The sequence below is a fragment of the Dorea longicatena genome (genome assembly GCF_024168045.1).
GTDB lineage: Bacteria > Bacillota > Clostridia > Lachnospirales > Lachnospiraceae > Dorea_A.
The window spans coordinates 931915-956732 of sequence record NZ_CP100126.1 but is presented as its reverse complement, the minus strand read 5'-3'; the positions used below and the strand labels follow the sequence as shown (position 1 = coordinate 956732).

The following is a 24818-nucleotide window of genomic DNA, read 5'->3' as shown; positions in this document are numbered from 1 at the left end:
ACCTCAACATGATATTAATTCCATAAAAACATCATTTTAAGTATAACAAATATCAGTACCCTTGTCCAATACTTATAGTTAAAAAATAAACCTTCTCCACGCCTTTTTCCTTTAATGCTTTTGCCGCCGCATCCAGTGTATTGCCGGTCGTATATATGTCATCCACCAGCAGCACCTTCCGGACAGGGCGAAATGCCGATGTTACCGCAAATGCATTTTTCAGGTTCTTTTTTCTCTCATTATGTCCAAGTTTCTTCTGCGGACTGGTCTTCTTTCTTCTTGCCAGGCTTTTACTGTCCACCGGAATGCACAGCATCTTTCCCAGGTTTTCCGCAAGAATCTGTGCCTGATTATAACCCCGTTTTCTACGTCTCGCCCGGTGCAGCGGGACCGGTATGATCACATCCGGGTTCCATCGCCGGATTTCTTTCTGAAAATTTTTCACGAGTTCCTGACTGTACAGTTCCCCGTATCTTCTCTGATTGTGGTATTTGAACTGATAGATAGATTGATTCACAGGAGCTTTATGATTCCATAAGCTTAATCCCTGCTCATAATAATGATGTGTATGCATACAGTCATAACAGTATTCCTTTTCCATACTACGGATCTGCTTGCCGCATTGCATACACCTTGGTTCTCTGATTCTTAAGAATTCCAGCCTTTCCCTGCATTCTGTACAGATGCCCTCTTTACAGACTTTCTGACAGAATGGACAGGTTTCCGGCCAGAACAGAACAATTATATTTTCTTTGATATCTTGTATGATACTTTTATTCATTAAATTCACGGATTCGCTCTGCGAGACTCGTATTGCGGTTCTGCTGGTTTGTGTTTTGTATCATCTCCTGGAATACGCTTTCACTTCCGATCACCGTCACACATTTTCTCGCTCTTGTGACAGCTGTATAGAGCAGATTTCTATAATAAAGCTGTCTTGGTCCCTGTAACAAAGGAATAATGACTGCAGGATATTCGCTTCCCTGCGCTTTATGGATTGTGATCGCATAAGCCAGTTCCAGTTCATCCAGCAGATTGTATGGATATTTTACCTGCTTCTTTTCATCATATTCGACCGTCACGGTCTCTTCATATGTATTGATCTTTTTGATGATCCCCATATCCCCGTTAAATACACCGATCCCTTTATCGATTGTCATTCCGTACCGGGTGGTGATCTCCCACTCAAGCTGGTAATTATTCTTGATCTGCATCACCTTATCCCCCTCACGGAACAGATGATCTCCATATTCTTTTTCCTGTTTGCCAGGCTTCGGCGGATTCAGATATTCCTGCAGGATCTTATTGATCCGTTCCACTCCGAGCAGGCCCTTTCGCATCGGCGTCAGAACCTGAATGTCTGCTTCTGATGCAGATACGAATTTGGGAAGTTTCTTCTGGATCAGTGTGATGATATTACTGATGATCATATTCGTATCATCACGTTTCAAGAAGAAGAAATCCATGCTTTTGTTATCCAGCACAACCGGTTCACCCCGATTGATCTTGTGGGCATTGACGATAATATCACTTTCGCCTGCCTGCCGGAATATCTTCGTAAGCTTTACCACCGGAAAACATCCGGATGAAATAATGTCTTTCAGTACGCTTCCCGGCCCTACACTCGGAAGCTGGTTCACATCTCCCACCAGGATCACACGGGTTCCCGGCACGATCGCATTCAAAAGTGCATACATCAACGGCAGATCTACCATTGACATCTCGTCTATGATGATCACATCTGCTTCCAGCGGATTCTCTGCATTGCGCTGGAAACCACCAACTGTCTCATCATCCGGATTGCCGGATACTTCCAGCAGCCGGTGAATCGTCTGTGCTTCACATCCGGTTGCTTCGGTCATACGCTTTGCTGCTCTTCCTGTCGGTGCTGCCAGATAGATGTCCAGTCCTTCACTTTCGAAGAAATGAATCATCGCATTGATGGTCGTTGTCTTACCGGTACCCGGTCCTCCGGTCAATATCATCAGACCATGCCTGACTGCTTCCATTACTGCATCTTTCTGCATCTCATCCAGATACAGTTCTGTATTCTTTTCAATCTGATTGATCCTGTGAAGAAGTGTCACATCAGCTGCTTCAAAATCAAGATTCAGATCATGCAGCATCTTCGCAGTATTCAACTCCATATAATAATAATGGGAAGTATACACTCTCACCCCCTGCTCTGACTGCTTCATGACGATCTTCTTTTCCATCATAAGATCCATAAGATACTTTTCCATATCTTGTATCTGTACTCCAAGAAGGTCTCCCGTCTCTTTCAGCAACACGTCCTGATACAGATAGACGTGTCCTTCATTCACACTCTGTTGTAAGGTATAAAAGATTCCGCTGCGGATCCGGAAATCAGAATCTGTGTGTATGCCAATCTTCATTGCAATCTCATCGGCAGTCTTAAATCCCACTCCCGGCACATGGTCTGCCAGATGATACGGATTCTCCTCTATCGTGCGGTAGACATTACGTCCGTAATGCTGATAGATCTTTGCTGCCAGTGTTGTAGAAATACCGAATTTCTGCAGATAGATCATTGCCTGCCGCATATCCTTCTTCTCTTCTACCTGTGAAGCGATCTCTCTTGCTTTCCGTTCACTGATTCCTTTGATCTCTGCCAGTCGTTCCGGCTCCTCTTCGATGATCCGGAAGGTATCTTCTTTGAATTTTTTCACTATCTTTCCCGCCAGAGAAGCTCCGACTCCTTTGATCGCACCGGAACCCAGATACCGTTCGATGGATACCAGATCTTCCGGCTCACATATCTCCGATTCCTCCACAGCGAACTGAAGGCCATACATCTTATGCGTTGTATAGCCTCCTTTCAGTCTTAACAGTTCACCTTCTTCAATATAATGAAAACTTCCGACACAGGTCACTTCTCCATCTGAATTATTCAGATGGAATACCGTGTACCCGTTGTCTTCATTGCGGTAAACAATATGTTCTACGTATCCTTTTATTTCTTCCATTCGATTTCACTCACCCGGATTCCTATCTGAATCTAGATTCCTTTTCTGTCACCCATAAACTCTACGTATTCTCCGGTTCCGATGGCAACAACCTTCATCGGATCATCCGCCGTCATCGTGTTGATGCCTGTCTTTTCCTCGATCAGTTCTTCCATACCACGTAACATAGATCCGCCTCCGGTCAGCATAATCCCTCTGTCAAGGATATCTGCGGAAAGCTCCGGTGGTGTTCTCTCCAGCACGCTGATAACAGCTTCTACGATCTGTCCCGTTGTCTCCCGGAGTGCTTCTTCTGTCTCTGTCGAAGTTACCGTTACCGTCTTCGGAAGTCCTGTTACCAGGTTTCTTCCTCTGACTTCCAGCGTCTCATCTTCGATCATTGGATAGGTTGTACCAATCTTGATCTTAATATCTTCCGCTGTTCTTTCACCGATCAGAAGATTATGTTTTTTTCGCATATAGCGGACAATCGCCTCGTCGAAATCATCTCCGGCAATCTTTAAGGATGTATTTACAACCGTTCCGCCAAGTGAGATGACGGCAATATCGGATGTCCCTCCGCCGATGTCAACGATCATATTGCCACACGGCTTTGAGATATCGATTCCCGCACCGATTGCTGCCGCAACCGGTTCTTCGATCAGATGTACCTCTCTTGCTCCTGCTGCATAAGTTGCTTCCTCCACTGCCTTGCGTTCCACTTCTGTAACCCCGCTTGGTACACAGATACTGATTCTCGGCTTCTTGAATGTACGCTTTCCAAGTGTTTTCTGCACGAAATATTTGATCATTTTTTCTGTTACTGTATAGTCTGATATCACACCCTGTCTCAAAGGTCTGACTGCCACAATATTTCCCGGAGTTCTTCCAAGCATCAGTCTTGCTTCTTCTCCGATCGCCTTGATTGCATTCGTATCTCTGTCATACGCTACAACAGAAGGCTCTTTTAAAATAACACCCTTTCCTTTTACATACACCAGTACGCTGGCGGTTCCCAAATCAATTCCAAGATCTACTGACATTCCCAATTCTCCCTTCATCAAGCTGTCTATATTCCTATCTTTGGTGAGATATGATTATATCACATGCTATTTTTGAGCATGTTCCCATTATAATCAAAATCATTTAAAATAAAAAGACCCATTTTGCTTAAATCTTTATGAACCTTTTTACATAAATATTACAATATGACGAATCTGGACGATGCATTGAACAAAATGTCATATTTCTACCGTTCCAGCATTGGTTTTATATACTTTCCCGTATAGGATACCGGACTTTCCGCAACTTCTTCCGGTGTTCCCTCTGCGATCACGGTTCCGCCTTTGTCACCGCCTTCCGGACCGATATCGATGATGTAATCTGCGGTCTTTATCACATCCAGATTGTGCTCGATCACAATGACTGTATTCCCATCTTCTGTCAATCTGTGGAGAATCTCTGTCAACTTATGCACATCGGCAAAATGCAGTCCCGTCGTCGGCTCGTCCAGAATATAGATTGTCTTTCCCGTACTTCTCTTACTCAGCTCTGTTGCCAGCTTGATACGCTGGGCTTCTCCGCCGGACAGAGTCGTAGACGGCTGTCCCAGACGGATATAAGAAAGCCCGACATCATACAAGGTCTCCATCTTTCTGCGGATACTTGGTACATTTTCAAAGAAATGCATTGCTTCTTCTACGGTCATGTCCAGAACATCATAGATATTCTTTCCTTTGTATTTCACTTCCAGTGTCTCTCTGTTGTAACGTCTTCCCTTACATACTTCACATGGAACATAGACATCCGGCAGAAAATGCATCTCGATCTTGATGATTCCATCTCCGCTGCAGGCCTCACATCGTCCTCCTTTGACGTTAAAACTGAATCTTCCTTTTTTATAGCCTCTTGCTTTTGCATCTGGTGTTGCCGCGAACAGATCCCTGATCAGGTCAAATACTCCGGTATAAGTTGCCGGATTGGATCTCGGAGTCCGCCCGATCGGAGACTGGTCGATGTTGATCACCTTATCCAGCTGTTCCAGTCCCTCGATGCCTTTGTGTCTGCCCGGAATGGTCCTTGCACGGTTCAGGTCTCTTGCCAGACGTTTATAGAGGATCTGGTTCACAAGTGAGCTTTTTCCCGAACCGGACACACCGGTAACACAGGTCATCACGCCAAGCGGAAACTTCACATCTATGTTCTTCAAGTTATTTTCCTGTGCTCCGAGTACTTTCAGCCATCCGGTTGGTTTTCTTCTTACTTCCGGAACCGGGATCCGAATACGCCCGCTCAGATAGGCTCCGGTTACAGAATTTTCATTCTGCATGATCTCTTCCGCATTTCCGGTTGCAACTACTTCACCGCCATGTTCTCCCGCTCCCGGTCCGATATCCACGATAAAGTCCGCTTCTCTCATAGTATCCTCATCATGCTCGACCACGATCACGGAGTTCCCGAGATCCCGCAGATGTTTTAAAGTTCCAAGCAATTTATCATTGTCTCTCTGATGCAGTCCGATACTTGGTTCATCCAGAATATATGCCACACCTACGAGTCCGGAACCGATCTGTGTTGCCAGACGGATTCTCTGTGCCTCTCCTCCCGAAAGTGTTCCGGTCGATCTTCCAAGTGTCAGATAATTAAGTCCGACATCCATCAGAAACTGGATTCTGGAATTGATCTCCTTTAAAATCTGTCCGCCGATCAGCAATTGCTGGTTCGAAAGTTTCAGTTCTTTTAAAAAGGTCTGCAGTTTTTCAATTGACATTCCTGTCAGTTCGGAAATATTTTTATCTCCTACCGTCACAGCAAGTGCTCCCGGCTTCAGGCGCTGGCCTTTGCACGCAGAACACGGTGTGATATTCATAAACTCTTCGTATTCTGCTTTCATCGTTTCCGACGAAGTCTCCCGGTAACGGCGCTCTACATTGCGGATCAGACCTTCGAATGCCACATCATAGACTCCTTCTCCGCGCTGCCCCTTATAATATACTTTCACTTCTTTGCCATTTGTCCCATGGATCAGAACATCATGGACTTCCTTCGGATAGTCCTCAAACGGTGTATCTAATGAAAAGCCATATTCTTTGCTCAACGCATCCAGGATCGCATACGTGAAGCTCTTCTTATCCGTGCAGGACTGCCATCCCATAACAGTGATCGCACCTTCACTGATACTGAGACGTTTATCCGGAATCATCAGGTCTTCGTCAAATTCCATCTTGTATCCCAGTCCAAAGCACTCCGGACATGCGCCGAACGGATTGTTGAACGAAAAGCTTCTCGGTTCGATCTCTTCAATACTGATTCCGCAGTCAGGACATGAGAAGCTTTCACTGAACTGGACCGGTTCCCCGCCGATTACATCCACGGCCATCAGTCCTTCCGCAAGATTCAGTACATTTTCAATGGAATCGGTCAGACGCTGTTCAATACCCTCTTTTACTACCAGACGGTCTACAACAATCTCTATATTGTGCTTGATGTTCTTATCCAGCTTGATCTCTTCCGACAGTTCGTACATATTGCCATCGATCCTGACTCGGACATATCCGCTCTTTCTGGCGCGCTCCAATAATTTTACATGGGTTCCCTTTCTGCCTCTTACGACCGGTGCCAGCAGCTGTATCTTGGTTCTTTCCGGAAATGCCATCACCTGTTCTACCATCTGATCAACCGTCTGTTTCTTAATCTCGCGCCCACATTTCGGACAATGCGGAATTCCTGCTCTTGCATATAATAACCGGAAATAATCATAGATTTCCGTTACCGTTCCTACGGTAGATCTTGGATTGCGGTTCGTAGATTTCTGATCAATGGAAATAGCCGGAGACAATCCTTCTATACTTTCTACATCCGGTTTTTCCATCTGTCCCAGGAACTGTCTGGCATAAGAAGACAATGATTCCATATATCTTCTCTGTCCTTCCGCATAAATTGTATCAAATGCCAGTGATGATTTTCCTGATCCGCTAAGACCGGTCAATACCACCAGTTTGTCTCTTGGTATGTCTACGTCTACATTCTTCAGATTGTGTTCATTTGCTCCTCTGATCTTGATATATTGTCTTGAATCTTTTTCCTGTGGCATGTAAGTCTATGATCTCCTTTTTCTATATCTTTATTTCCTGCAATGTCTTCTTAAGCTCTATTAACTTATCCCTGAGTTCTGCTGCCGCCTCAAAATTCAGATCTGCCGCAGCTTTCTTCATCTGCTTCTCCAGCTCTTTGATCAGCTTCTCTAATTCTTTCTCACTCATGGATTCCGGATCTTTTTCCATCTGTAATTCAGAAGCCGCCACTTTCCGGGATACTGAGATCAGATCTCTGACTGCTTTCTGGATCGTCTTCGGTGTAATACCATGTTCTTCATTATATGCCATCTGCACTTCACGTCTTCTCTGCGTCTCATCCAGTGCTGCACGCATGGAATCTGTGATCGTATCTGCGTACATGATAACATGCCCTTCTGCATTACGGGCCGCACGGCCGATCGTCTGGATCAGAGACGTCTCGGAACGCAAAAATCCTTCTTTATCCGCGTCCAGAATCGCAACCAATGTGATCTCCGGAATATCCAGTCCTTCCCGCAGAAGATTAATGCCGACCAGAACATCGAATACGTCCAGGCGCATATCTCTCACGATCTCTGTACGTTCCAGCGTGTCAATATCCGAATGCAGATAGCGCACGCGGATTCCCAGCTCACGCATATAGTCGGTAAGATCTTCTGCCATACGCTTGGTCAGCGTTGTTATCAGTATTTTGTGTTTATTGGCAATCTCTTTATTCACTTCTCCGATCAGATCATCGATCTGTCCTTCTACCGGCCGCACTTCTACTTCCGGATCCAGAAGTCCGGTCGGCCGGATCACCTGCTCGGCTCTCAAAAGTTCATGCTCTTCTTCATATTTCCCCGGTGTTGCAGACACGAACATGACCTGATCGATCTTATTTTCAAATTCCTCAAAACTAAGCGGACGGTTGTCCAGTGCCGATGGCAGACGGAATCCATACTCTACCAGTGTACGCTTTCTCGACTGATCGCCGTGATACATACCGCCAATCTGCGGAACCGTCTTGTGCGACTCATCGATCATTATGATAAAATCATCCGGGAAATAATCCATCAATGTATTCGGCGGCTGCCCCGGAGCAAGTCCTGCCAGATGCCTGGAGTAGTTCTCAATCCCTGAACAGAATCCGGTCTCGCGCATCATTTCTATATCAAAATTCGTTCGTTCCGCAATTCTCTGTGCTTCCAGAAGCTTCCCTTCTTCTTTGAAATATTTCACCTGTTCTTCCAGTTCAATCTCAATATTTTTTATTGCTTTCTCCATACGCTCCTTTGGTACAACGTAATGGGAAGCCGGGAATATCGCAATATGATTCAATGTATTTTTAATCTCTCCGGTAAGCATGTCTATCTCTGAAATCCGGTCAATCTCATCTCCGAAGAATTCCACCCGGATAGCTGTATCGCCCCGGTCTGCCGGTACAACTTCTACAGTATCGCCTCGTACACGGAATGTTCCCCGCTTGAAATCCATATCATTTCTGTCATATTGAATATCTATCAGCTGGCGCAAGACTTCATCTCTGTCCTTCTCCATCCCCGGTCGGAGCGATACCATCATCTGTTCAAAGTTTTCCGGTTCACCAAGACCATAGATGCAGGAAACGCTGGCAATTACGATCACATCCCTGCGCTCGATCAATGCTGCCGTTGCCGATAATCTCAGCTTATCAATCTCTTCATTTACGGAGGAATCCTTCGCAATGTAGGTGTCTGAAGATGGGACATAAGCCTCCGGCTGGTAGTAATCGTAGTAGGAGACAAAATATTCCACTGCGTTATTCGGGAAAAACTCTTTAAATTCTCCATATAGCTGCGCAGCCAGAGTCTTATTATGCGCAATGACAAGCGTCGGTTTATTGATCTGCTGAATAACATTCGCCATCGTAAATGTCTTACCAGATCCGGTGACACCAAGCAGTGTCTGGCACTGATTTCCTTCTTTAAAGCCTTTGACCAGATCCTCGATTGCCTGCGGCTGGTCACCGGTCGGCTTGTATTGTGATATTAATTCAAAATGATCCATATGATTTCTCCTAAGCCGCTCTGTCTGACGGTGATATTTTAGAAATAGTAGTTGTATTTTTAGTATTGTTACTTGTATAGTATATCATTCAGGAGAAAAAAAGTACAGAACTAAACCGAATGTTTGTTCTATGCTTTTTTATTACTTTTATTTTATTATCAAAAATGCCGAACACTTTTACGCATTTCATGATATACTTAAATCAGTTTTTACACGGATACAAGGAGAAGCAGATTATGAAAAAACTCAGAATCTTATGGGGAATTTTAAAACGTACACGGGCAGATCATATTCTTTTAGGTTTTGTCCTCTTCCTCCTGGCCGATGCCGCCGTTATCCGGCTTGTCGAACCGGATATCCACCGCTATGGTGATGCGCTGTGGTATTGTTACGCCGTCATCTCTACCGCCGGATTTGGAGACATTGTTACCGTCACACTGATTGGAAAGATCTGTTCCGTCCTGCTCACGATTTACACTATTTTTGTCGTTGCGATCGTCACAGGTGTTGTCGTAAACTTCTACACACAACTGGTTGAAATGCAGCAAAAGGAAACACTTGCTATGTTCATGGATAAGTTGGAACGGCTCCCGGAGCTTTCGAAAGAGGAACTGGAACATATCTCGCAGAAAGTCCGCAAATTCCGTTAAAAAATACCCGCTGTCAATATGTATTCCTGTTTGCATCATCGAAATACATACTGATAACGGGTATTTTCACTATACTTCTTTTCCCATCTTCTTCACACATTTACTTCCTACTGCTGCTGCAATAAATATCCATATAAACATCTTCACCGGAAAACACAGGAACAAAAGCATGGTCACCGCCAGCGGCTTCTTCATGATACCGCCTAGAAGTGTCGATGTTACAATCGCCGCCGCAAATACAACATGACTGTCCCCCTGCTGTCCGAAGAACAGCATCGCAAGTCCGTATCCCAGACATACTCCTGCAAAAATAACCGGGAAAAAATGCCCTCCTTTTAATCCAAACTGGATACAGAGATTTGTCAATATGATTTTCAGAAATGCTGCGCCGATCAATGCTATCGCCATATAACCGGCATACTCTTTCATAAGGACACCCATCTGCTCTTCTCCCGAAAACATCACTGCCGGTATCAACATTCCGATCACACCCAGACATAACCCCGCCAGAATTTCTTTTACGACACCCGGAATTTTTCCGGCAATGATTCCGGTTACCGTATGTGTCGTCTCATAAAAATATGCAAGTACACATCCACAGAACATATACACAAGCATCATCACATAATCGATTCTCTGTACCGCAACTGCATCAAATGACGGAAAACCGGACATTCCTCCGCCCAGCAAAGCGGAAAGTCCCGCATAACTTCCTGTTCCGGCTGCAAGTGCAATTCCATATATGAAGATCTTGGATCCTTTTCCAAGCTCTGCCATCTGCATATCCGGATCTTCTTCCACCTCAAAGATTCCAAATAACGGTGCATGAAATAACACACTAAGGGAAACGGCTGCGCCGATCTGTGAATATTCCTTTGTATGCTGTTTTGCAAATTTCAGATTCTCTCCTGCCCAGTAACATAATCCTACGATAATCCCGGTAAGTCCTGCCTCAGGACCTACACTGCTTCCGATCAGAAGCGGCAGCAGTGCTGCGATCATCATGACCAGCATATTTTTATATTCGTATCTTTTTTCTTTCTTTACTTTTCCCATGACGGTTTCCATATCTTCCGGATAATCCCCGTATAACTTTCGAAATATCCCGATAATGGCTCCGCCCACAGTACACACGAGCACTGTATAATACGAAATATGGATTCTTTCCGGTATCCACTCCCATATTATTTCTGTTCCTGATGCCATGATCTTCAGCAATGCCCAGACCAAAGCTCCCGCCACAGTTCCTATGACCGCACAGAATGCCCATAATTCCAATTGGTTCTTTATTTTGATCTTCTGTATATTCTTTTCCATAATCCACTCTTATCCGGTTCTTTTTATCGCTTCTGCTCCTTCTCATCTCTTACCTGCGGGATCAGTGATGCCGCAAGCTTTCCTTTGCCGCGGTGCTTCAGATATAGAATTCCGATGATCGAGAACACCACCGCTCCGATAAAATTCACCATCAGATCTTTCATCGTATCCACTATTCCGATATCCAGATATCCACCCAGATTCCATTTTTCGCCATTGATCACCACTGACTGGATGTCCACATGCACCGGGACATTTGCACCTGTCGGGTTGAGTTTCACAGAGCTGATCGATGGAAGGATCCAGTCTTTCTGCATATCCAGTCCGAAGAACCAGTCCATTGAAAATTCAAAGAACTCCCACAATACACCGACTGTCATCGAAAAACAAAATGCAAAAAATGCCACGAAATACGGAGACATCTTAATTGAGAACCGGTCACTTCTGTTAAACAGGTCGATCAGTGCAAATCCAATTGCCGCCATAAGAAAACCGTTTGTCGTATGTAAAATGGTATCCCAAACAGGAATCTTAACATAAAATGCGTTGATCTCTCCCAGTATTTCTGCCGAAAAGATAAAAATCAGAATCACCGTCTCCAGTCCTACCGGAATCGTTACTCCCAGTGTCTGATCTAATACAGCGGGTACCATGAACAAAAACAGGGTCAGAATTCCCAGAAACATATTGTGGTAATTTCCCAGGAAAAACTGTCTGACTACCGACAGTATAACGAAAACCGTCAGCGCCATCTGAATTTTTGTCCTTTTCTTTTTCAAATTCACTCCTTTTAGATTCATAACTTTTCTCCATCTCTTTTCTTAATTTTTTTCTGTATTTCTACGTTTACTGATATCATATCATATTTTTTGCTGTCAAGCCTAAAAAAAGTCCTTAAACAAGAATTTATACATCCGGCAACAGCCGGCATCACGATTCCTGCCTAAGGACTTTTTTATTTTTTAATTATCTTCAGGTTTACCCTGCAGATTTCATTTTATTCAAATGACTGTTCTGTACGGTTGATGATCTCATCCTGTAACGGTTTGCTTAAGTTACGGAAGAAGTCACTGTATCCGGCAACACGAACGATCAGGTCTCTGTAATCATCCGGATGTTTCTGTGCTTCGATCAGTGTCTGTCTGTCGATGACATTGAACTGAATGTGATGTCCGTCCATTGCAAAGTAGCTGCGGATCAGGCTTGACATATTCTCAAGACCTTTTTCTCCGGCAACAACATCAGGCGTAAACTTCTGGTTCAGAAGTGTTCCTGCTGTTGCAAGATGATCCATCTTAGAGCAAGACTTGATAACAGCTGTAGGTCCGTTTGTATCAGCAGACTTCTCTGGTGAGATACCTTCCGATACAGGCACATTCGCTTTTCTTCCGTTTGCAGTTGCTCCGATCACTTCTCCGAAGTATACGTGACATGTAGTAGGAAGCATATCTACTCCGTATTTTCCACCTCTCATGGTCGGACGTCCTGTGATCAGGTCATGATACAGGTTGAATACATCCTGCATAACAGAATCTGCATAATCATCATCGTTACCATACTTCGGTGTCTTGTCATGTACCATACGGAAGATTGCATCATAACCTTCGAAGTTATGATCCATAGCTTCAAGCAGCTCTTCCATTGTGAAATTCTTCTTATCGAATACATTATACTTAACAGATGTGATACAGTCGGTAACTGTTCCGATACCTACACCCTGGATATAGTTTGTATTGTATCTTGCTCCACCTGCATTGTAATCTTTTGCATTGCTGATGCAGTCATTTGTTACCACTGACAGACAAGGTGCCGGCATATTCTCTGCATATAATTTCTCGATCACATTGTTTCCGCGAATCTTAATATCAATAAAATGTTTCAGCTGTTTCTGGAATGCATCCCATAATTCATCATAAGACTTGAAATCTTTTGCTTCACCGGTCTTAAGGCCGAGCTGTTTTCCGGATTCCTTGTCAAATCCATTATAAAGTGTCAGCTGGAATACTTTTGGAATATTCAGGTATCCTGTCAGGATGTATGCTTCACTTCCCCATGCTCCTGTCTCAACACATCCTGAAGATCCGCCGCGACGTGCATCTTCCAGTGATTTTCCTGCATTGATAAGCTCCATGGTCTGTGCTTCTGTATTGTAGAACGCAGGCTGTCCCCATCCCTTTCTTGAGATCTCGCATGCTCTCTTCAGGAAACGTGCAGGGGTCTTCTTACTGATCGTTACGTTAGAGTTTGGCTGAACCAGCTTCATCTCGTCCATACAGTCAAGGATCAGGTAGCTGACTGCATTGACACCATCACGTCCGTCCGGTGTAACTCCACCTGTATTGATATTTGCAAAGTCTGTGTATGTAGCACTTTCTTTTAATGTGATACCTACTTTAACCGGTGCAGGCTGATTGTAGAATTTTACCCATAAGCACTCTAACAGTTCTTTGGCTCTCTCATCATCCAGAATTCCTGCTTCTGTATCTGCTTCATAATATTTGATCAGATGCTGGTCAAGACGTCCCGGGCTGAATGCATCCCATGGGTTCAGTTCTGTTGTAACTGCCAGATGTGTAAACCAGTATAACTGGATTGCCTGCCAGTATGTCTGTGGTGCATGTGCAGGTACAACCTCCAGATTGGCTGCGATCTGTTTTAATTCTTCTTTACGTACCGGATCAGCCTCTTTTTCTGCCATCTCCAATGCTAAGTCATGATATCTCTCACCAAGAATGATCACTGCATCACAGGAAATATCCATGGCCTTTAACTCTTCCATTTTATCCAGTGCATCCGGATCATTCATAAAATCAAGAGCATCCATTGTCTTTTTGATCTTCTCTTTATAGTCCAGATATCCTGTTGTAAATACCTGTTCTCCACCACATGTATGTCCAGGTCCTCTCTGCTCCATAAACTCTGTGAACATACCTGCTGCATAACAGTCGTTCCATTCCGGAGTCATGGAAGCCAGAAGTCTCTCTCTCATAGTTCTTCCCTTCCAGAACGGAATAATCTCTTCTGCCTGGAGTTTTCTGTCTTCTTCTGTTGTGTGGAAGGATACCAGATCACGCTCACTCATAACTGTCATATCCTCAACGCTGTGACAGCAAAGTTCCGGGAATGTCGGAGATGCCTGTGGATCTTTTCCCTTCTCTCCTACGATCAGCTCACCGTCTCCAAGGTAAAGTGTCTTCTTTGAAAAATACTCTTTTAACACCATAGCTCTCATAACCGGGATAGAATATTTTCCGTCATTTTCTCTGTAAAAATCTGTTTCGATCTTTGCTCTTTCCAGATCGATGTGTACCGGTGTTGTAACACTCAGTTCTCTTAACTTCTGGATTCTTTCGTTCATGCCTCTTTTTTCAGCCATTGTTTTAACCTCCTATCTTTGTGTTAGAAAAACCTGCTTCCTGGAAGAGTTTCACAAACCCCTCCATCTCTTCTTTTGTCGGTGCATTCAAGTCATTACCTTTATATTCCATATCCAGCTTCGGATATTTACTGCTTCCCGTATTATGATATGGCAGCAAATTAACCTGTGCCGGGTGAATACCGTGTTCTTTCAGGAAACGGATCGTCTCTTTCATATTCTCTTCGTTTCCATTTACTTCCTTAACAGTAGGGATGCGGATGTATATCCTTGCTCCTGCATCTGAAAGTTTTACAAGATTATCTAAGATCAGTTTATTGTCTACTCCGATATATTGCTTATGTAATTCCGGATCCATTACCTTTACATCATATAAAAATGTATCGACATATGGAAGGATTGCTTCGAACTTCTCATACGGAACATATCCGCATGTATCAATTGTAAGCGATACTTCTTCTTTCTTCAAGGCTTTTGCGATCGCAAGTACATAATCTGTAGACATAGCCATCACTTCACCACCGGAAAGTGTAACTCCACCGCCGGACTGTTCATAGAACATCAGATCTTTCATCAGTTCCTTTACAAGTGTTTTTACCGGATATTCCTGGCCAACGATCTCCCGGATTCCCTGTGTACAGAAATTCTCACATTTTCCGCAGAGCTTACAAAGTTTTTTATCCAGCTTCGGTCTTCCGTCTTCCATGGTGACCGCGCCGTTCGGACAGACTTTTGCGCATACGCCGCAACCGGTACATTTCTCCGCATCATACTGAATTTCCTGCTCGAAGCGCTGTGTCTCAGGATTATGACACCACACACACTTTAACGGACATCCCTTAAAAAATACAGTCGTACGGATTCCGTCCCCGTCATGAATAGAATACTTCTGGATATTGGTTATCAGATCCATGATATTCTCCTTTCCTCTTATTATACTTGTTATTTTCACATTTTTTACCCGTTTTAGACCAACGTTTGTACTTTAGTCTAATCATAACAAAAAAGATAAAGTTTGTCAATCCTTTGACAAACTTTATCTCATTAATTACCATCTGAAATGGATTCTGTCTATTCTTCATTCTCCTGAGTATTCAGATAATTTCTTTCCACCAGCTCCCATATCTCATCACGTCCCTGTTTCGTCACTGATGAGAACGGGATGACAATTGTTCCCGGTAACACTCCCAGACCTTCTTTTACAATCTTGATCTGTTTGTCTTTCTGGCTGCGTTTGATCTTATCGAGTTTTGTTGCAATGATCACCGGATGGAATCCCTGTGACACGATCCACTCATACATCATCTTGTCGTTACCGGATGGTTTATGACGGATATCGATCAGAAGGAATACTACTTTCAACTGCTTCGACCCGTGCAGATAACGTTCGATCAGCTGTCCCCATTTGATCTTCTCCTGTTCGGATACCTTCGCATATCCGTAACCCGGCAGGTCGACCAGATATAATGCCTCATTAATATTATAGAAGTTGATCGTCTGTGTCTTTCCCGGTGTTGCAGATATTCTTGCGTATGATTTGCGGTTCATAAGCGCATTGATCAGGGATGACTTTCCTACGTTGGATTTTCCTGCAAATGCAATCTCCGGAAGTGTATTCTCCGGAAGTTTGCTGGTGATTCCACATACGGTTTCCAGATTAATATTTCTGATTATCATATATTTCTCCTTTGATCCATCTCCTGACCCGTGCCAGAAGATCTGACTATACAAGTGCTTCTTTCAGCACCTCATTCATGTGTGTTACAAATTTAATTTCCAGTCCCTTTGTAATCTCTGTTGAAATTTCCTCAACATCTCTTTCATTTTTTGCCGGAACAAGTACGGTCTTCATTCCTGCATTTTTTGCAGCCAGAAGCTTTTCTTTCAGCCCTCCGATCGGGAGTACACGTCCGCGCAGTGTAATCTCTCCTGTCATAGCGAGGTCTGCCCGTACTTTTCTTCCTGTCACCGCAGACATGATTGCAGTTGCCATTGTAATACCGGCAGATGGTCCGTCTTTTGGAACGGCTCCCTCCGGAATATGGATATGTATATCATGTTTCTTAAAGAAATCATCTGTAATATCGTGCTCTTTGCTTACGGAACGGATATAACTGATACCGGTTCTCGCGGACTCTTTCATGACATCGCCAAGCTGTCCGGTCAGCAGGATTTCTCCTTCTCCCGGCATCATATTCACTTCGATCTGGAGTGTATCACCGCCGACACTAGTCCATGCGAGTCCACGCACAATACCAACTTCATCTTCTTCATTTGCCATCTGATAACTGTAAAGTTCCTTACCCAGATAGTGTTCCATATTCCGCTCTGTCACATGAATGGATTTCTTCTTTTTCTCAAGGATCTCCATTGCTGATTTACGGCAGATATCACCGATCTTACGTTCCAACTGTCTGACCCCTGCTTCTTTTGTGTAATTTCTTGCCATCTTCCAGATCGCATTTTTACTGATGGTCAGCTGATCTGCTTTCAGTCCATGCTTTTCGATCTGCTTTGGAATCAGATGTTCCTGCGCAATATGCAGTTTTTCATTTTCTGTATAACTGGTAACCTCAATGACTTCCATACGGTCAAGAAGCGGCCTTGGAATGGTCTGCAGGCTGTTTGCCGTTGTGATAAATAACACTTCCGACAGATCCATCGGCACTTCCAGATAATGGTCTACGAACTTATTATTCTGTTCGCCATCCAGAACCTCCAGAAGTGCTGAGAATGTATCTCCTTTATAGTCATTGCTGACTTTATCTATCTCATCCAGCAGCATCAGTGGATTCTTGACTCCTGCCTGTTTCATTCCATTTGCGATTCTTCCCGGCATTGCTCCTACATAAGTCTTTCTGTGCCCCCGGATTTCCGCTTCGTCACGGACACCTCCAAGCGAAATTCTCACATACGGCTTCTTCAACGCCCTGGAAAGAGATTTCGCAATCGAAGTTTTACCGGTTCCCGGAGGACCCACAAGACAGATGATCGGTGCTTCGCCTTTTTTCGTAAGCGCCCGTACTGCAAGATATTCAAGTACTCGTTCTTTTACTTTCTCCAGACCGTAATGATCTTCATCCAGTACCTGTCTTGCAAATGCAATATCTTTATGCTCTTTGCAAGTTTTATCCCATGGCATTTCAAGCATTGTTTCGATATAGGTCCGGATAACGCCTGTTTCCGCCGGGGAATTCATGGAATTGCGGAATCTTTTGATTTCTTTGTTCAGCTTTTCTTTTACTTCTTTCGAAGCTTTCAATGCATCTGCCGCCTGCTGGAATTCATCCGCATCCGACATGGTATTGTCATCACCAAGTTCCTCACGGATTACTTTCAGTTCTTCCCGTAGGATGTATTCCCTCTGGTTCTTGTCCACACGTTCTTTCACCTTACTTTGGATCTCTTCTTTTACTTTCTGTGCCTGGATCTCATTCACGATCTTATATACCAGAAGTTCATACCGTCTCATAACGTTCGTCTCTTCCAGCAGTTCCTGCGCATCTTCGAATGAAAACGGCATATTTGCAGCAATCACATCTGTCAGGTATTTCAGATCATGAATGGATTCCACCTGCATGCCAAGTTCTTTTGAAAGCTTTGGATTCTTTAACAGATATTCTTTGAAGACATCCTGTAATCCACGGATCATTGCTTCTCGGTTCATTGGATCGTCTTCTTCCCGCTCTCCGGATACCACTTCATCATCCGGCAGTTCTACTACCGTTGCCTGGAGATATGGTGTCTCACTATCCATTCTTACAAGACTTGCTCTTACTTCTCCGGATACAAGTACACGGCTCATTTTTTTTGGTAATTTTACTACCTGCCTTATGGTAACAACACAGCCAACCAGATAGACATCTTCTGCTCCCGGCTCTTCTATTTCCAGATCCTTCTGAGCGCTGACGAATAACTTCTGGCCGTTTTTTACCGCCTCTTCAATCGCCTGCAGTGATTTTTCCCTGCTTACATCAAAATGTCTGACCTCTTCCGGCAGTATCGTAAGTCCTCTTAAGGCAACCATAGGCAGACTATAAGTTTCTCCTGTCATATATTCACACTCCTGTTCACCGACTGGATTATCTTGGTATAAAATCAGCGGGTACAATTATTCTTCGCACCCGCCGTCTTTCTTTTCATTTATTATGCACTTTCTGAGTCAGGTTCTGCATGTTCACATACAGGCTCTCCTGTTCCTTTTACAACATCTTCTGTGATGTGGCATGATTTTAATGTCTCATCCGATGGTGCTTTATACATGATATCCATCATGATACTTTCCATAATCGCTCTCAGTCCTCTTGCTCCCGTCTTTCTCTTCAGGGAAGTCTCTGCGATTGCTTCCAGTGCTTTATCATCAAATGTAAGCTCTACATCGTCCAGTTCCAACAGCTTCTGATACTGTTTAGTCAATGCATTCTTCGGCTCTGTAAGAATCTTCATTAATGCATCTTTATCCAGCATTTCCAATGCTACTGTTACCGGTACACGGCCTACGATTTCCGGAATCAGACCAAATTTCACAAGATCCTGCGGCAGAATCTGCTGAAGCAGTCTGTCCACATCATCTTCATGCTTTTCTGCAATCTCTGCATTGAATCCGATTGATTTCTGATCGATACGTTTTTCAACGATTTTTTCGATTCCTTCAAAGGCTCCTCCGCAGATGAATAAAATATTCGTGGTATCGATCTGGATCATCTCCTGATGCGGATGCTTTCTTCCTCCCTGTGGAGGTACATTGGCAACTGTTCCTTCAATAATCTTCAGAAGCGCCTGCTGTACACCCTCACCCGATACATCTCTGGTAATCGATGGATTCTCTGATTTTCTTGTAATCTTATCAATCTCATCAATATATATAATTCCATACTCTGCACGTTCAATATCTCCGTCTGCCGCCTGAATGATCTTCAGAAGAATGTTTTCTACATCTTCACCGACATATCCGGCCTCTGTCAATGCTGTTGCATCAGCAATCGCAAACGGTACTCCCAGAATCTTTGCCAGTGTCTGAGCCAAAAGCGTCTTACCACATCCTGTCGGTCCGAGCATGAGAATATTACTTTTACCAAGGTCTACTCCCATATTTCTTCCCGCCATTACACGTTTATAATGATTATAAACAGCTACCGATAATACTTTTTTCGCTTCTTCCTGACCAATGACATATTCATCCAGAAATGCTTTGATCTCTTCCGGTTTTAAAAGATTGATATCCGAGAACGGATTCCATTCTCTTCCGTTCTCGTATTCAAATTCTTCTTCTATAATCTCTGCGCAGACATCCACACACTCATCACAGATATATGCCCCATTCGGACCTGCAATCAGCTTTCTCACCTGATTCTGCGTCTTGTTACAGAACGAGCATCTTACCTGATCATCGTTCTTTCCTGCCATACTTTTCACCTCGTCTGAGGACTGCCCTAACGGTTCTTGATGACTTCGTCAATCAGACCATACGCTTTGGCTTCTTCCGCAGTCATAAAGTTATCTCTTTCTGTATCTGCGTTGATGACCTCTAACGGCTGTCCTGTATTTTCTGCCAGAATCTGATTCAGTTTCTGACGAGTTTTTAAGATGTGATCTGCTGCGATCTGAATCTCTGTTGCCTGTCCCTGAGCTCCGCCAAGCGGCTGATGGATCATGATCTCAGAGTTTGGGAGTGCAAGTCTCTTGCCCTTTGTTCCTCCTGTAAGAAGGAATGAACCCATACTTGCAGCCATACCAATACAGATTGTCTCAATATCGCATTTGATATACTGCATGGTATCATAAATTGCCATTCCGGCTGTTACAGAGCCTCCCGGACTGTTGATGTACAGATGGATATCTTTCTCCGGATCTTCTGCTTCAAGAAACAGAAGCTGTGCAACGATCACACTTGCAGATACATCTGTTACTTCTTCGCCCAAAAATATAATTCTGTCTTTTAATAATCTTGAATAGATGTCGTAAGAACGTTCTCCACGGCTTGTCTGTTCAATGACATAAGGTACTAAACTCATGTATATGCCTCCTGACTATACTATGTTATGATCTGACGTTCTTATTTTTCTACTGCATTCTCAACAAGGAATGTAACAGCTTCCTGAACTGCCAGATCTTCCTTCATCTGTTTCTTCTCGTTCTCACCCATGAATTCTTTCAGTTTCTCAACTTCCATGTTGTAAGATTCAGCCATCTTGGCAAGTTCTTCATCGATCTTCTCATCTGTGATTTCGATATTTTCAGCTTTTGCTACCGCCTCAAGTACAAGACGTGTCTCAATTCTCTTGATTGCCTGTGGTCTCATATCTTCCATCATCTTCTCTGCGGTCAGTCCTGTGAACTGGAAGTACTGCTCAAGAGTGATTCCCTGAGACTGGATTCTCTGTGCAAAATCCTCTACCATCTGAGTTGTCTGTGTCTCGATCATTGGCTGTGGAATCTCGTATTCTGCATTCTTAACAGCCTGCTCTACAGCCTGATCTTCCTGATTTCTCTTTCCGTCTGCTGCTTTCTGCTCTTTGATCTTTGCTTTTACGTCTGCTTTGTATTCTTCTAATGTATCGAATTCAGATACTTCTGCTGCGAACTCATCATCAATTTCCGGCAGTTCTTTTGCTTTGATCTCATGAACTGTGCATTTGAATACAGCTTCTTTTCCTTTTAATTCTTCTGCATGATAATCTTCCGGGAAAGTAACTTTTACTTCAACTTCTTTCTCAGCTTCAGCGCCTACTAACTGCTCTTCAAATCCAGGAATGAACGATCCTGATCCGATAGTCAGTGGATAGTTCTCTCCCTTTCCGCCTTCAAATGCTTCACCATCAACAAATCCTTCAAAGTCGAGAATTACTTCATCACCGTCTGCTACCGCACGGTCTGTAACTACAACTTCTCTTGCATTTTTCTCTGCTTCTTCCTGGATCTTAGCGTCTACTTCTTTCTGAGTTACGCGTGTAGATACTTTATCTACTTCCAGTCCTTTATACTCACCAAGTTTTACTTCCGGCTTTGTTGCAACATCTGCTGTAAAGATGAATGATTTTCCTTTTTCAATCTGAACAACGTTGATCTCCGGTCTTGAAACAATCTCAAGTTCACACTCTTCATATGCTTCAGAATATGCCTTAGGGATCAGTGCATTTGCTGCATCATCGTAGAAGATCTCCGGTCCATACATTTTCTCGATCATCTGACGTGGTACTTTTCCTTTACGGAATCCCGGCATAGCGATCTTGTTCTTCTGCTTCATATATGCACTCTGAAGCGCTTTTTCTAAATCATCGGCCGGAACTTCGATAGTAAGTTTCGCCATGTTGTTTTCTAACTTTTCTACCTGTAAACTCATTTACTATTTCCTCCTGTTTCTAACCCGCCTCATGGGTAGCGGAAAAAAAGCGGGTATACTACAATACATTCACCACAGAAGTATAACACAAACTCTGGTAAATATCTAGTCCCCGTTTTTGCTTAAATCCGGTGTTTTTCCGCTTTTTTCCTCTATTTTTATTAAATTTTATGAAAAACTATTAAAAGACTATGGAATCTGCAATTTCCTTTGCTTTTTCTTCGCCATCCAGAATCTCGATCAATTTCAGTCCAAAATCAATTGCGGTACCGACACCCTGACTTGTGATAATATTCTCATCTACTACAACCGCTGTCTCTGTCAGCACGACATCTTCCATCTCATCTTCCACACTCGGATAACAGGTTGCCCTCCTGCCTTCCAGTACTCCCAGGCTCTTTAATATAGTAGGTGCTGCACAGATCGCTCCCACATATCTTCCTTCTTTTGCATACTGTTTTACCACATATCTGACTCCGTCATGGTTTTTCAGGTTCAGGGTTCCCGGCATTCCGCCCGGAAGCACAACCATATCAAATTCATCAAAATCTACTTCATCAAATAAATCTTCTGTCTGCACATTGATTCCATGTGCTCCATGTACGATGTAATCATCCATGATTGAAATTGTATCTACATATATCTTTGCTCTTCTTAACAGATCAACAACAGTCAGACCTTCGATCTCTTCAAATCCGTCTGCCAATAATACGCATACTTTTTTCATCTTCATTATCCTCCTCATCTCTTATTTATTCTAAATTCTATCACCGTTTACTTTTTCTGTAAACTGTTGTATCATAATTTCACCGCAAATGAAAGGAGACCTTATAATATGGAAATAGAACGAAAATATCTTGTTGCAAAGCTGCCGGATCAGCTGGAAACTTACCCATGCCGCCTTCTCGAGCAGGGGTATCTGAACACCAATCCTGTTGTACGTATCCGTCGTGATAATGAAAAGTACGAACTCACTTACAAGTCTGCCGGACTGATGTCCCGTCAGGAATATAACCTTCCTCTTGACCGGGAATCCTATCATCATCTTCTTGGCAAGATCGATGGACGTCTGATCAAAAAGAAACGGTATGTAATCCCGCTTTCTTCCGGCCTCACCGCAGAGCTTGATATCTTTGAAGGCGATCTTGCTCCTCTTATGCTTGTAGAAGTAGAATTCCAAACCGAAGACGATGCAGATTCTTTCACCGCTCCCGGCTGGTTCGGCGAAGATGTCACTTTTTCCGGAAAATATCATAACAGCTATCTGAGCCGTTTATAAATTGATATTTATCCTCGCGCCACATTTTGTTGCTTTTTTATGTTTTGTCACGTCTTGTTGCATATCATATCTATTTTATGGTCAGATTGTTATACTAACAGCAATATGTAACTTGTGGAGGTTTAACATGGCAAATCTGCAACTGGCCAAAAACTTATTCTATCTCAGAACCATATCTGGTCTAAAGCAGGATGATATTGCTGATATCTTCAATATCAGCCGTCAGGCCTGCAGCAATTATGAAACCAGTACACGTACGCCGGATCTTGGTTATCTGGCTTCTTTTGCTGCACATTTTCACGTTACTATGGATCAGCTTATCCTCTGTGATCTCGAAGCCGAACATTTTATTCCCGGATCAGAATATCCTTCCGGCATGCGCGAGACGGTTACTCCTTATATGCAGGGAATCGAAAAAAATACCGGTAACTACATCTATCTCACCGAAGAAGAAGTGGATCTTGTATTCGCATTCCGTTCTTCTTCCGATGAGAAGCGTAAACTCGCTACCGGTTTTCTTCACTCAGATAAATAATTGTCTTTCCTTTTTTCCCGACTTTTTCTCAGGCTCCCAGTCCAAATCCATCATGAACTGCATTCATTGCTTTTTCAATATCTTCTTCCGGAATCAGTACCGTAATACGGATCTCGGATGTGGAGATCATATTGATATTGACTCTGGAATTGTATAATGATTCAAACATCTTCGCAGCTACTCCCGGATTACTCATCATTCCGGCTCCAACGATGGAAAGCTTTGCAACCTTTTCATTCCATGTGATATCCTGGATCGTAAGTCTTTCTTTATTCGCATTCAGTACTTCAATCGCATGTTGCAGATCCTCAGATGCAACCGTAAAGGAAATGTCTTTTGTTCCTTCTCTTCCGACAGACTGAAGAATGATATCTACGTTAATATTATTTGCAGCCAGTGTATTAAATACAGCAAATGCCGTCCCCGGCTTATCCTCTAATCCGATAACAGAGATTCTGACTGTATCTTTATCTGCAGCCACACCTGTAACCAGTAATTTTTCCATATTTGAACCCTCCTTGACTACGGTACCTTCTGAACGGTTCAGGCTGGACCGCACCACTAATTCCACATTATATTTTTTTGCCATTTCCACAGAACGGTTGTGAAGAACTTTTGCGCCGAGGCTTGCAAGTTCCAGCATCTCATCATAAGTAACCGCATCCAGTTTTTTTGCAGTTTTTACAACTCTCGGGTCTGCGGTGAACACACCGTCTACGTCTGTGTAGATTTCGCATTTATCAGCATGAAGTACCGCCGCCAGTGCAACGGCTGTTGTATCGGAACCGCCTCTTCCGAGTGTTGTGATATCGTCATATTTATTGACTCCCTGGAATCCGGTTACGATCACGATCTTTCTGGAATCCAGTTCATGCATGATGCGTTCGGTGTCTACTCTTTTAAATCTAGCATTCCCGTAACGGGATGTGGAGTGCATCATAACCTGAAAAGCATTCAGGGATACAGCAGGTACATCCAGTGCCTGCATTGCCATAGCCATCAGGGATACCGACACCTGTTCTCCTGTAGTAAGCAGCATATCCAGTTCTCTTTTTTTTGCGTCCGGATTGATCGTATTCGCCAGTGCGATCAGTTCATCTGTAGTATCTCCCATTGCAGAAAGTACAACCACCACGTCATGTCCGGCCCTGTAATCTTCAATGCAGCGTTTTGCAACATTAAATATCCTGTCTTTATTGGCAACAGAACTGCCGCCAAATTTCTTAACTATTAACATGTTTCCTCCTGT

At 43.5% G+C, this 24818-nt stretch carries 19 protein-coding genes; 3 read left to right on the top strand and 16 right to left on the bottom strand.

Features of this window, described 5'->3' with window-relative positions; genetic code table 11:
• Positions 1 to 52 precede the first annotated feature (52 nt).
• The 5 genes from NKF87_RS04560 to uvrB form a co-directional block, all read right to left on the bottom strand.
• The gene (locus tag NKF87_RS04560; RefSeq protein ID WP_117597162.1) at positions 53 to 781 is read right to left on the bottom strand and encodes a ComF family protein; all 729 of its coding nucleotides are present in this window, start codon (positions 779 to 781) and stop codon (positions 53 to 55) included.
• A complete protein-coding gene (locus NKF87_RS04555) occupies positions 774 to 2987 on the bottom strand; it encodes an ATP-dependent RecD-like DNA helicase (RefSeq protein WP_055281684.1) in 2214 nt (737 codons plus the stop codon). Before NKF87_RS04555 ends, NKF87_RS04560 begins: the two co-directional genes overlap by 8 nt.
• Positions 2988 to 3019: 32 nt before the next feature.
• A complete protein-coding gene (locus NKF87_RS04550; RefSeq protein WP_028087432.1) occupies positions 3020 to 4009 on the bottom strand; it encodes a rod shape-determining protein in 990 nt (329 codons plus the stop codon).
• A 206-nt stretch (positions 4010 to 4215) separates the two neighbouring features.
• Positions 4216 to 7059, bottom strand: coding sequence for an excinuclease ABC subunit UvrA (gene uvrA, locus NKF87_RS04545; protein ID WP_117597159.1), 2844 nt, complete (start codon positions 7057 to 7059; stop codon positions 4216 to 4218).
• Positions 7060 to 7081: 22 nt separating this feature from the next.
• Positions 7082 to 9070, bottom strand: coding sequence for an excinuclease ABC subunit UvrB (gene uvrB, locus NKF87_RS04540; protein ID WP_117597157.1), 1989 nt, complete (start codon positions 9068 to 9070; stop codon positions 7082 to 7084).
• A 236-nt stretch (positions 9071 to 9306) separates the two neighbouring features.
• Between uvrB and NKF87_RS04535 the strand changes: the two genes are divergently transcribed.
• Positions 9307 to 9720, top strand: coding sequence for a potassium channel family protein (locus tag NKF87_RS04535; protein ID WP_055281460.1), 414 nt, complete (start codon positions 9307 to 9309; stop codon positions 9718 to 9720).
• 69 nt (positions 9721 to 9789) lie between these two features.
• On the opposite strand, the gene NKF87_RS04530 is transcribed toward NKF87_RS04535, so the two are convergent.
• From NKF87_RS04530 to NKF87_RS04485, 10 genes are all read right to left on the bottom strand, one after another.
• Positions 9790 to 11037: a chloride channel protein gene (locus tag NKF87_RS04530; RefSeq protein WP_117597154.1), complete on the bottom strand. Its 1248-nt coding sequence runs from the start codon at positions 11035 to 11037 to the stop codon at positions 9790 to 9792.
• 23 nt (positions 11038 to 11060) lie between these two features.
• Positions 11061 to 11837 (bottom strand): hypothetical protein, encoded by a 777-nt coding sequence (locus NKF87_RS04525; protein ID WP_055281456.1) that lies wholly within the window; start codon positions 11835 to 11837, stop codon positions 11061 to 11063.
• A gap of 197 nt (positions 11838 to 12034) precedes the next feature.
• Positions 12035 to 14413 carry a trans-4-hydroxy-L-proline dehydratase gene (gene hypD / locus NKF87_RS04520; RefSeq protein WP_117597152.1) on the bottom strand — a complete coding sequence of 793 codons (2379 nt, stop codon included), beginning with the start codon at positions 14411 to 14413 and terminating at the stop codon, positions 12035 to 12037.
• 4 nt (positions 14414 to 14417) lie between these two features.
• Entirely contained in the window at positions 14418 to 15326 is a 909-nt protein-coding gene (locus NKF87_RS04515; protein WP_055281453.1) for a trans-4-hydroxy-L-proline dehydratase activase, read from the bottom strand.
• Between the two features lie 158 nt (positions 15327 to 15484).
• A complete protein-coding gene (gene yihA, locus NKF87_RS04510; RefSeq protein ID WP_055281448.1) occupies positions 15485 to 16090 on the bottom strand; it encodes a ribosome biogenesis GTP-binding protein YihA/YsxC in 606 nt (201 codons plus the stop codon).
• Between the two features lie 46 nt (positions 16091 to 16136).
• Entirely contained in the window at positions 16137 to 18467 is a 2331-nt protein-coding gene (gene lon, locus NKF87_RS04505; protein WP_117597150.1) for an endopeptidase La, read from the bottom strand.
• A gap of 92 nt (positions 18468 to 18559) precedes the next feature.
• Entirely contained in the window at positions 18560 to 19819 is a 1260-nt protein-coding gene (gene clpX, locus NKF87_RS04500; RefSeq protein ID WP_117597148.1) for an ATP-dependent Clp protease ATP-binding subunit ClpX, read from the bottom strand.
• 26 nt (positions 19820 to 19845) lie between these two features.
• Complete coding sequence (gene clpP, locus NKF87_RS04495; RefSeq protein ID WP_028088268.1) at positions 19846 to 20427, bottom strand: ATP-dependent Clp endopeptidase proteolytic subunit ClpP; 582 nt, start codon at positions 20425 to 20427, stop codon at positions 19846 to 19848.
• 41 nt (positions 20428 to 20468) lie between these two features.
• A complete protein-coding gene (gene tig, locus NKF87_RS04490; protein WP_055281442.1) occupies positions 20469 to 21755 on the bottom strand; it encodes a trigger factor in 1287 nt (428 codons plus the stop codon).
• Between the two features lie 181 nt (positions 21756 to 21936).
• Positions 21937 to 22482, bottom strand: a complete 546-nt coding sequence (locus NKF87_RS04485; RefSeq protein WP_181978310.1) for a DJ-1 family glyoxalase III — start codon at positions 22480 to 22482, stop codon at positions 21937 to 21939.
• Positions 22483 to 22590: 108 nt separating this feature from the next.
• Between NKF87_RS04485 and NKF87_RS04480 the strand changes: the two genes are divergently transcribed.
• Together NKF87_RS04480 and NKF87_RS04475 are read left to right on the top strand one after the other, a co-directional pair.
• Positions 22591 to 23034 (top strand): CYTH domain-containing protein, encoded by a 444-nt coding sequence (locus tag NKF87_RS04480; RefSeq protein ID WP_117597144.1) that lies wholly within the window; start codon positions 22591 to 22593, stop codon positions 23032 to 23034.
• Between the two features lie 127 nt (positions 23035 to 23161).
• Positions 23162 to 23569 (top strand): helix-turn-helix domain-containing protein, encoded by a 408-nt coding sequence (locus NKF87_RS04475; protein WP_055281436.1) that lies wholly within the window; start codon positions 23162 to 23164, stop codon positions 23567 to 23569.
• 28 nt (positions 23570 to 23597) lie between these two features.
• On the opposite strand, the gene NKF87_RS04470 is transcribed toward NKF87_RS04475, so the two are convergent.
• Positions 23598 to 24806, bottom strand: a complete 1209-nt coding sequence (locus NKF87_RS04470; RefSeq protein ID WP_055281434.1) for an aspartate kinase — start codon at positions 24804 to 24806, stop codon at positions 23598 to 23600.
• Positions 24807 to 24818 lie beyond the last annotated feature (12 nt).

What these genes read in the sequence shown, in the direction of transcription:
- NKF87_RS04485 (WP_181978310.1), bottom strand. Translation starts at nt 22,482, where the DNA reads ATGAAAAAAGTATGCGTATTATTGGCAGACGGATTTGAAGAGATCGAA.
- NKF87_RS04470 (WP_055281434.1), bottom strand. Translation starts at nt 24,806, where the DNA reads ATGTTAATAGTTAAGAAATTTGGCGGCAGTTCTGTTGCCAATAAAGAC.
- NKF87_RS04535 (WP_055281460.1), top strand. Translation starts at nt 9,307, where the DNA reads ATGAAAAAACTCAGAATCTTATGGGGAATTTTAAAACGTACACGGGCA.
- NKF87_RS04525 (WP_055281456.1), bottom strand. Translation starts at nt 11,837, where the DNA reads ATGAATCTAAAAGGAGTGAATTTGAAAAAGAAAAGGACAAAAATTCAG.
- clpX (WP_117597148.1), bottom strand. Translation starts at nt 19,819, where the DNA reads ATGGCAGGAAAGAACGATGATCAGGTAAGATGCTCGTTCTGTAACAAG.
- uvrB (WP_117597157.1), bottom strand. Translation starts at nt 9,070, where the DNA reads ATGGATCATTTTGAATTAATATCACAATACAAGCCGACCGGTGACCAG.
- NKF87_RS04475 (WP_055281436.1), top strand. Translation starts at nt 23,162, where the DNA reads ATGGCAAATCTGCAACTGGCCAAAAACTTATTCTATCTCAGAACCATA.
- hypD (WP_117597152.1), bottom strand. Translation starts at nt 14,413, where the DNA reads ATGGCTGAAAAAAGAGGCATGAACGAAAGAATCCAGAAGTTAAGAGAA.
- NKF87_RS04560 (WP_117597162.1), bottom strand. Translation starts at nt 781, where the DNA reads ATGAATAAAAGTATCATACAAGATATCAAAGAAAATATAATTGTTCTG.
- yihA (WP_055281448.1), bottom strand. Translation starts at nt 16,090, where the DNA reads ATGATAATCAGAAATATTAATCTGGAAACCGTATGTGGAATCACCAGC.
- tig (WP_055281442.1), bottom strand. Translation starts at nt 21,755, where the DNA reads ATGAGTTTACAGGTAGAAAAGTTAGAAAACAACATGGCGAAACTTACT.
- NKF87_RS04480 (WP_117597144.1), top strand. Translation starts at nt 22,591, where the DNA reads ATGGAAATAGAACGAAAATATCTTGTTGCAAAGCTGCCGGATCAGCTG.
- uvrA (WP_117597159.1), bottom strand. Translation starts at nt 7,059, where the DNA reads ATGCCACAGGAAAAAGATTCAAGACAATATATCAAGATCAGAGGAGCA.
- lon (WP_117597150.1), bottom strand. Translation starts at nt 18,467, where the DNA reads ATGACAGGAGAAACTTATAGTCTGCCTATGGTTGCCTTAAGAGGACTT.
- NKF87_RS04530 (WP_117597154.1), bottom strand. Translation starts at nt 11,037, where the DNA reads ATGGAAAAGAATATACAGAAGATCAAAATAAAGAACCAATTGGAATTA.
- NKF87_RS04515 (WP_055281453.1), bottom strand. Translation starts at nt 15,326, where the DNA reads ATGGATCTGATAACCAATATCCAGAAGTATTCTATTCATGACGGGGAC.
- clpP (WP_028088268.1), bottom strand. Translation starts at nt 20,427, where the DNA reads ATGAGTTTAGTACCTTATGTCATTGAACAGACAAGCCGTGGAGAACGT.
- NKF87_RS04555 (WP_055281684.1), bottom strand. Translation starts at nt 2,987, where the DNA reads ATGGAAGAAATAAAAGGATACGTAGAACATATTGTTTACCGCAATGAA.
- NKF87_RS04550 (WP_028087432.1), bottom strand. Translation starts at nt 4,009, where the DNA reads ATGTCAGTAGATCTTGGAATTGATTTGGGAACCGCCAGCGTACTGGTG.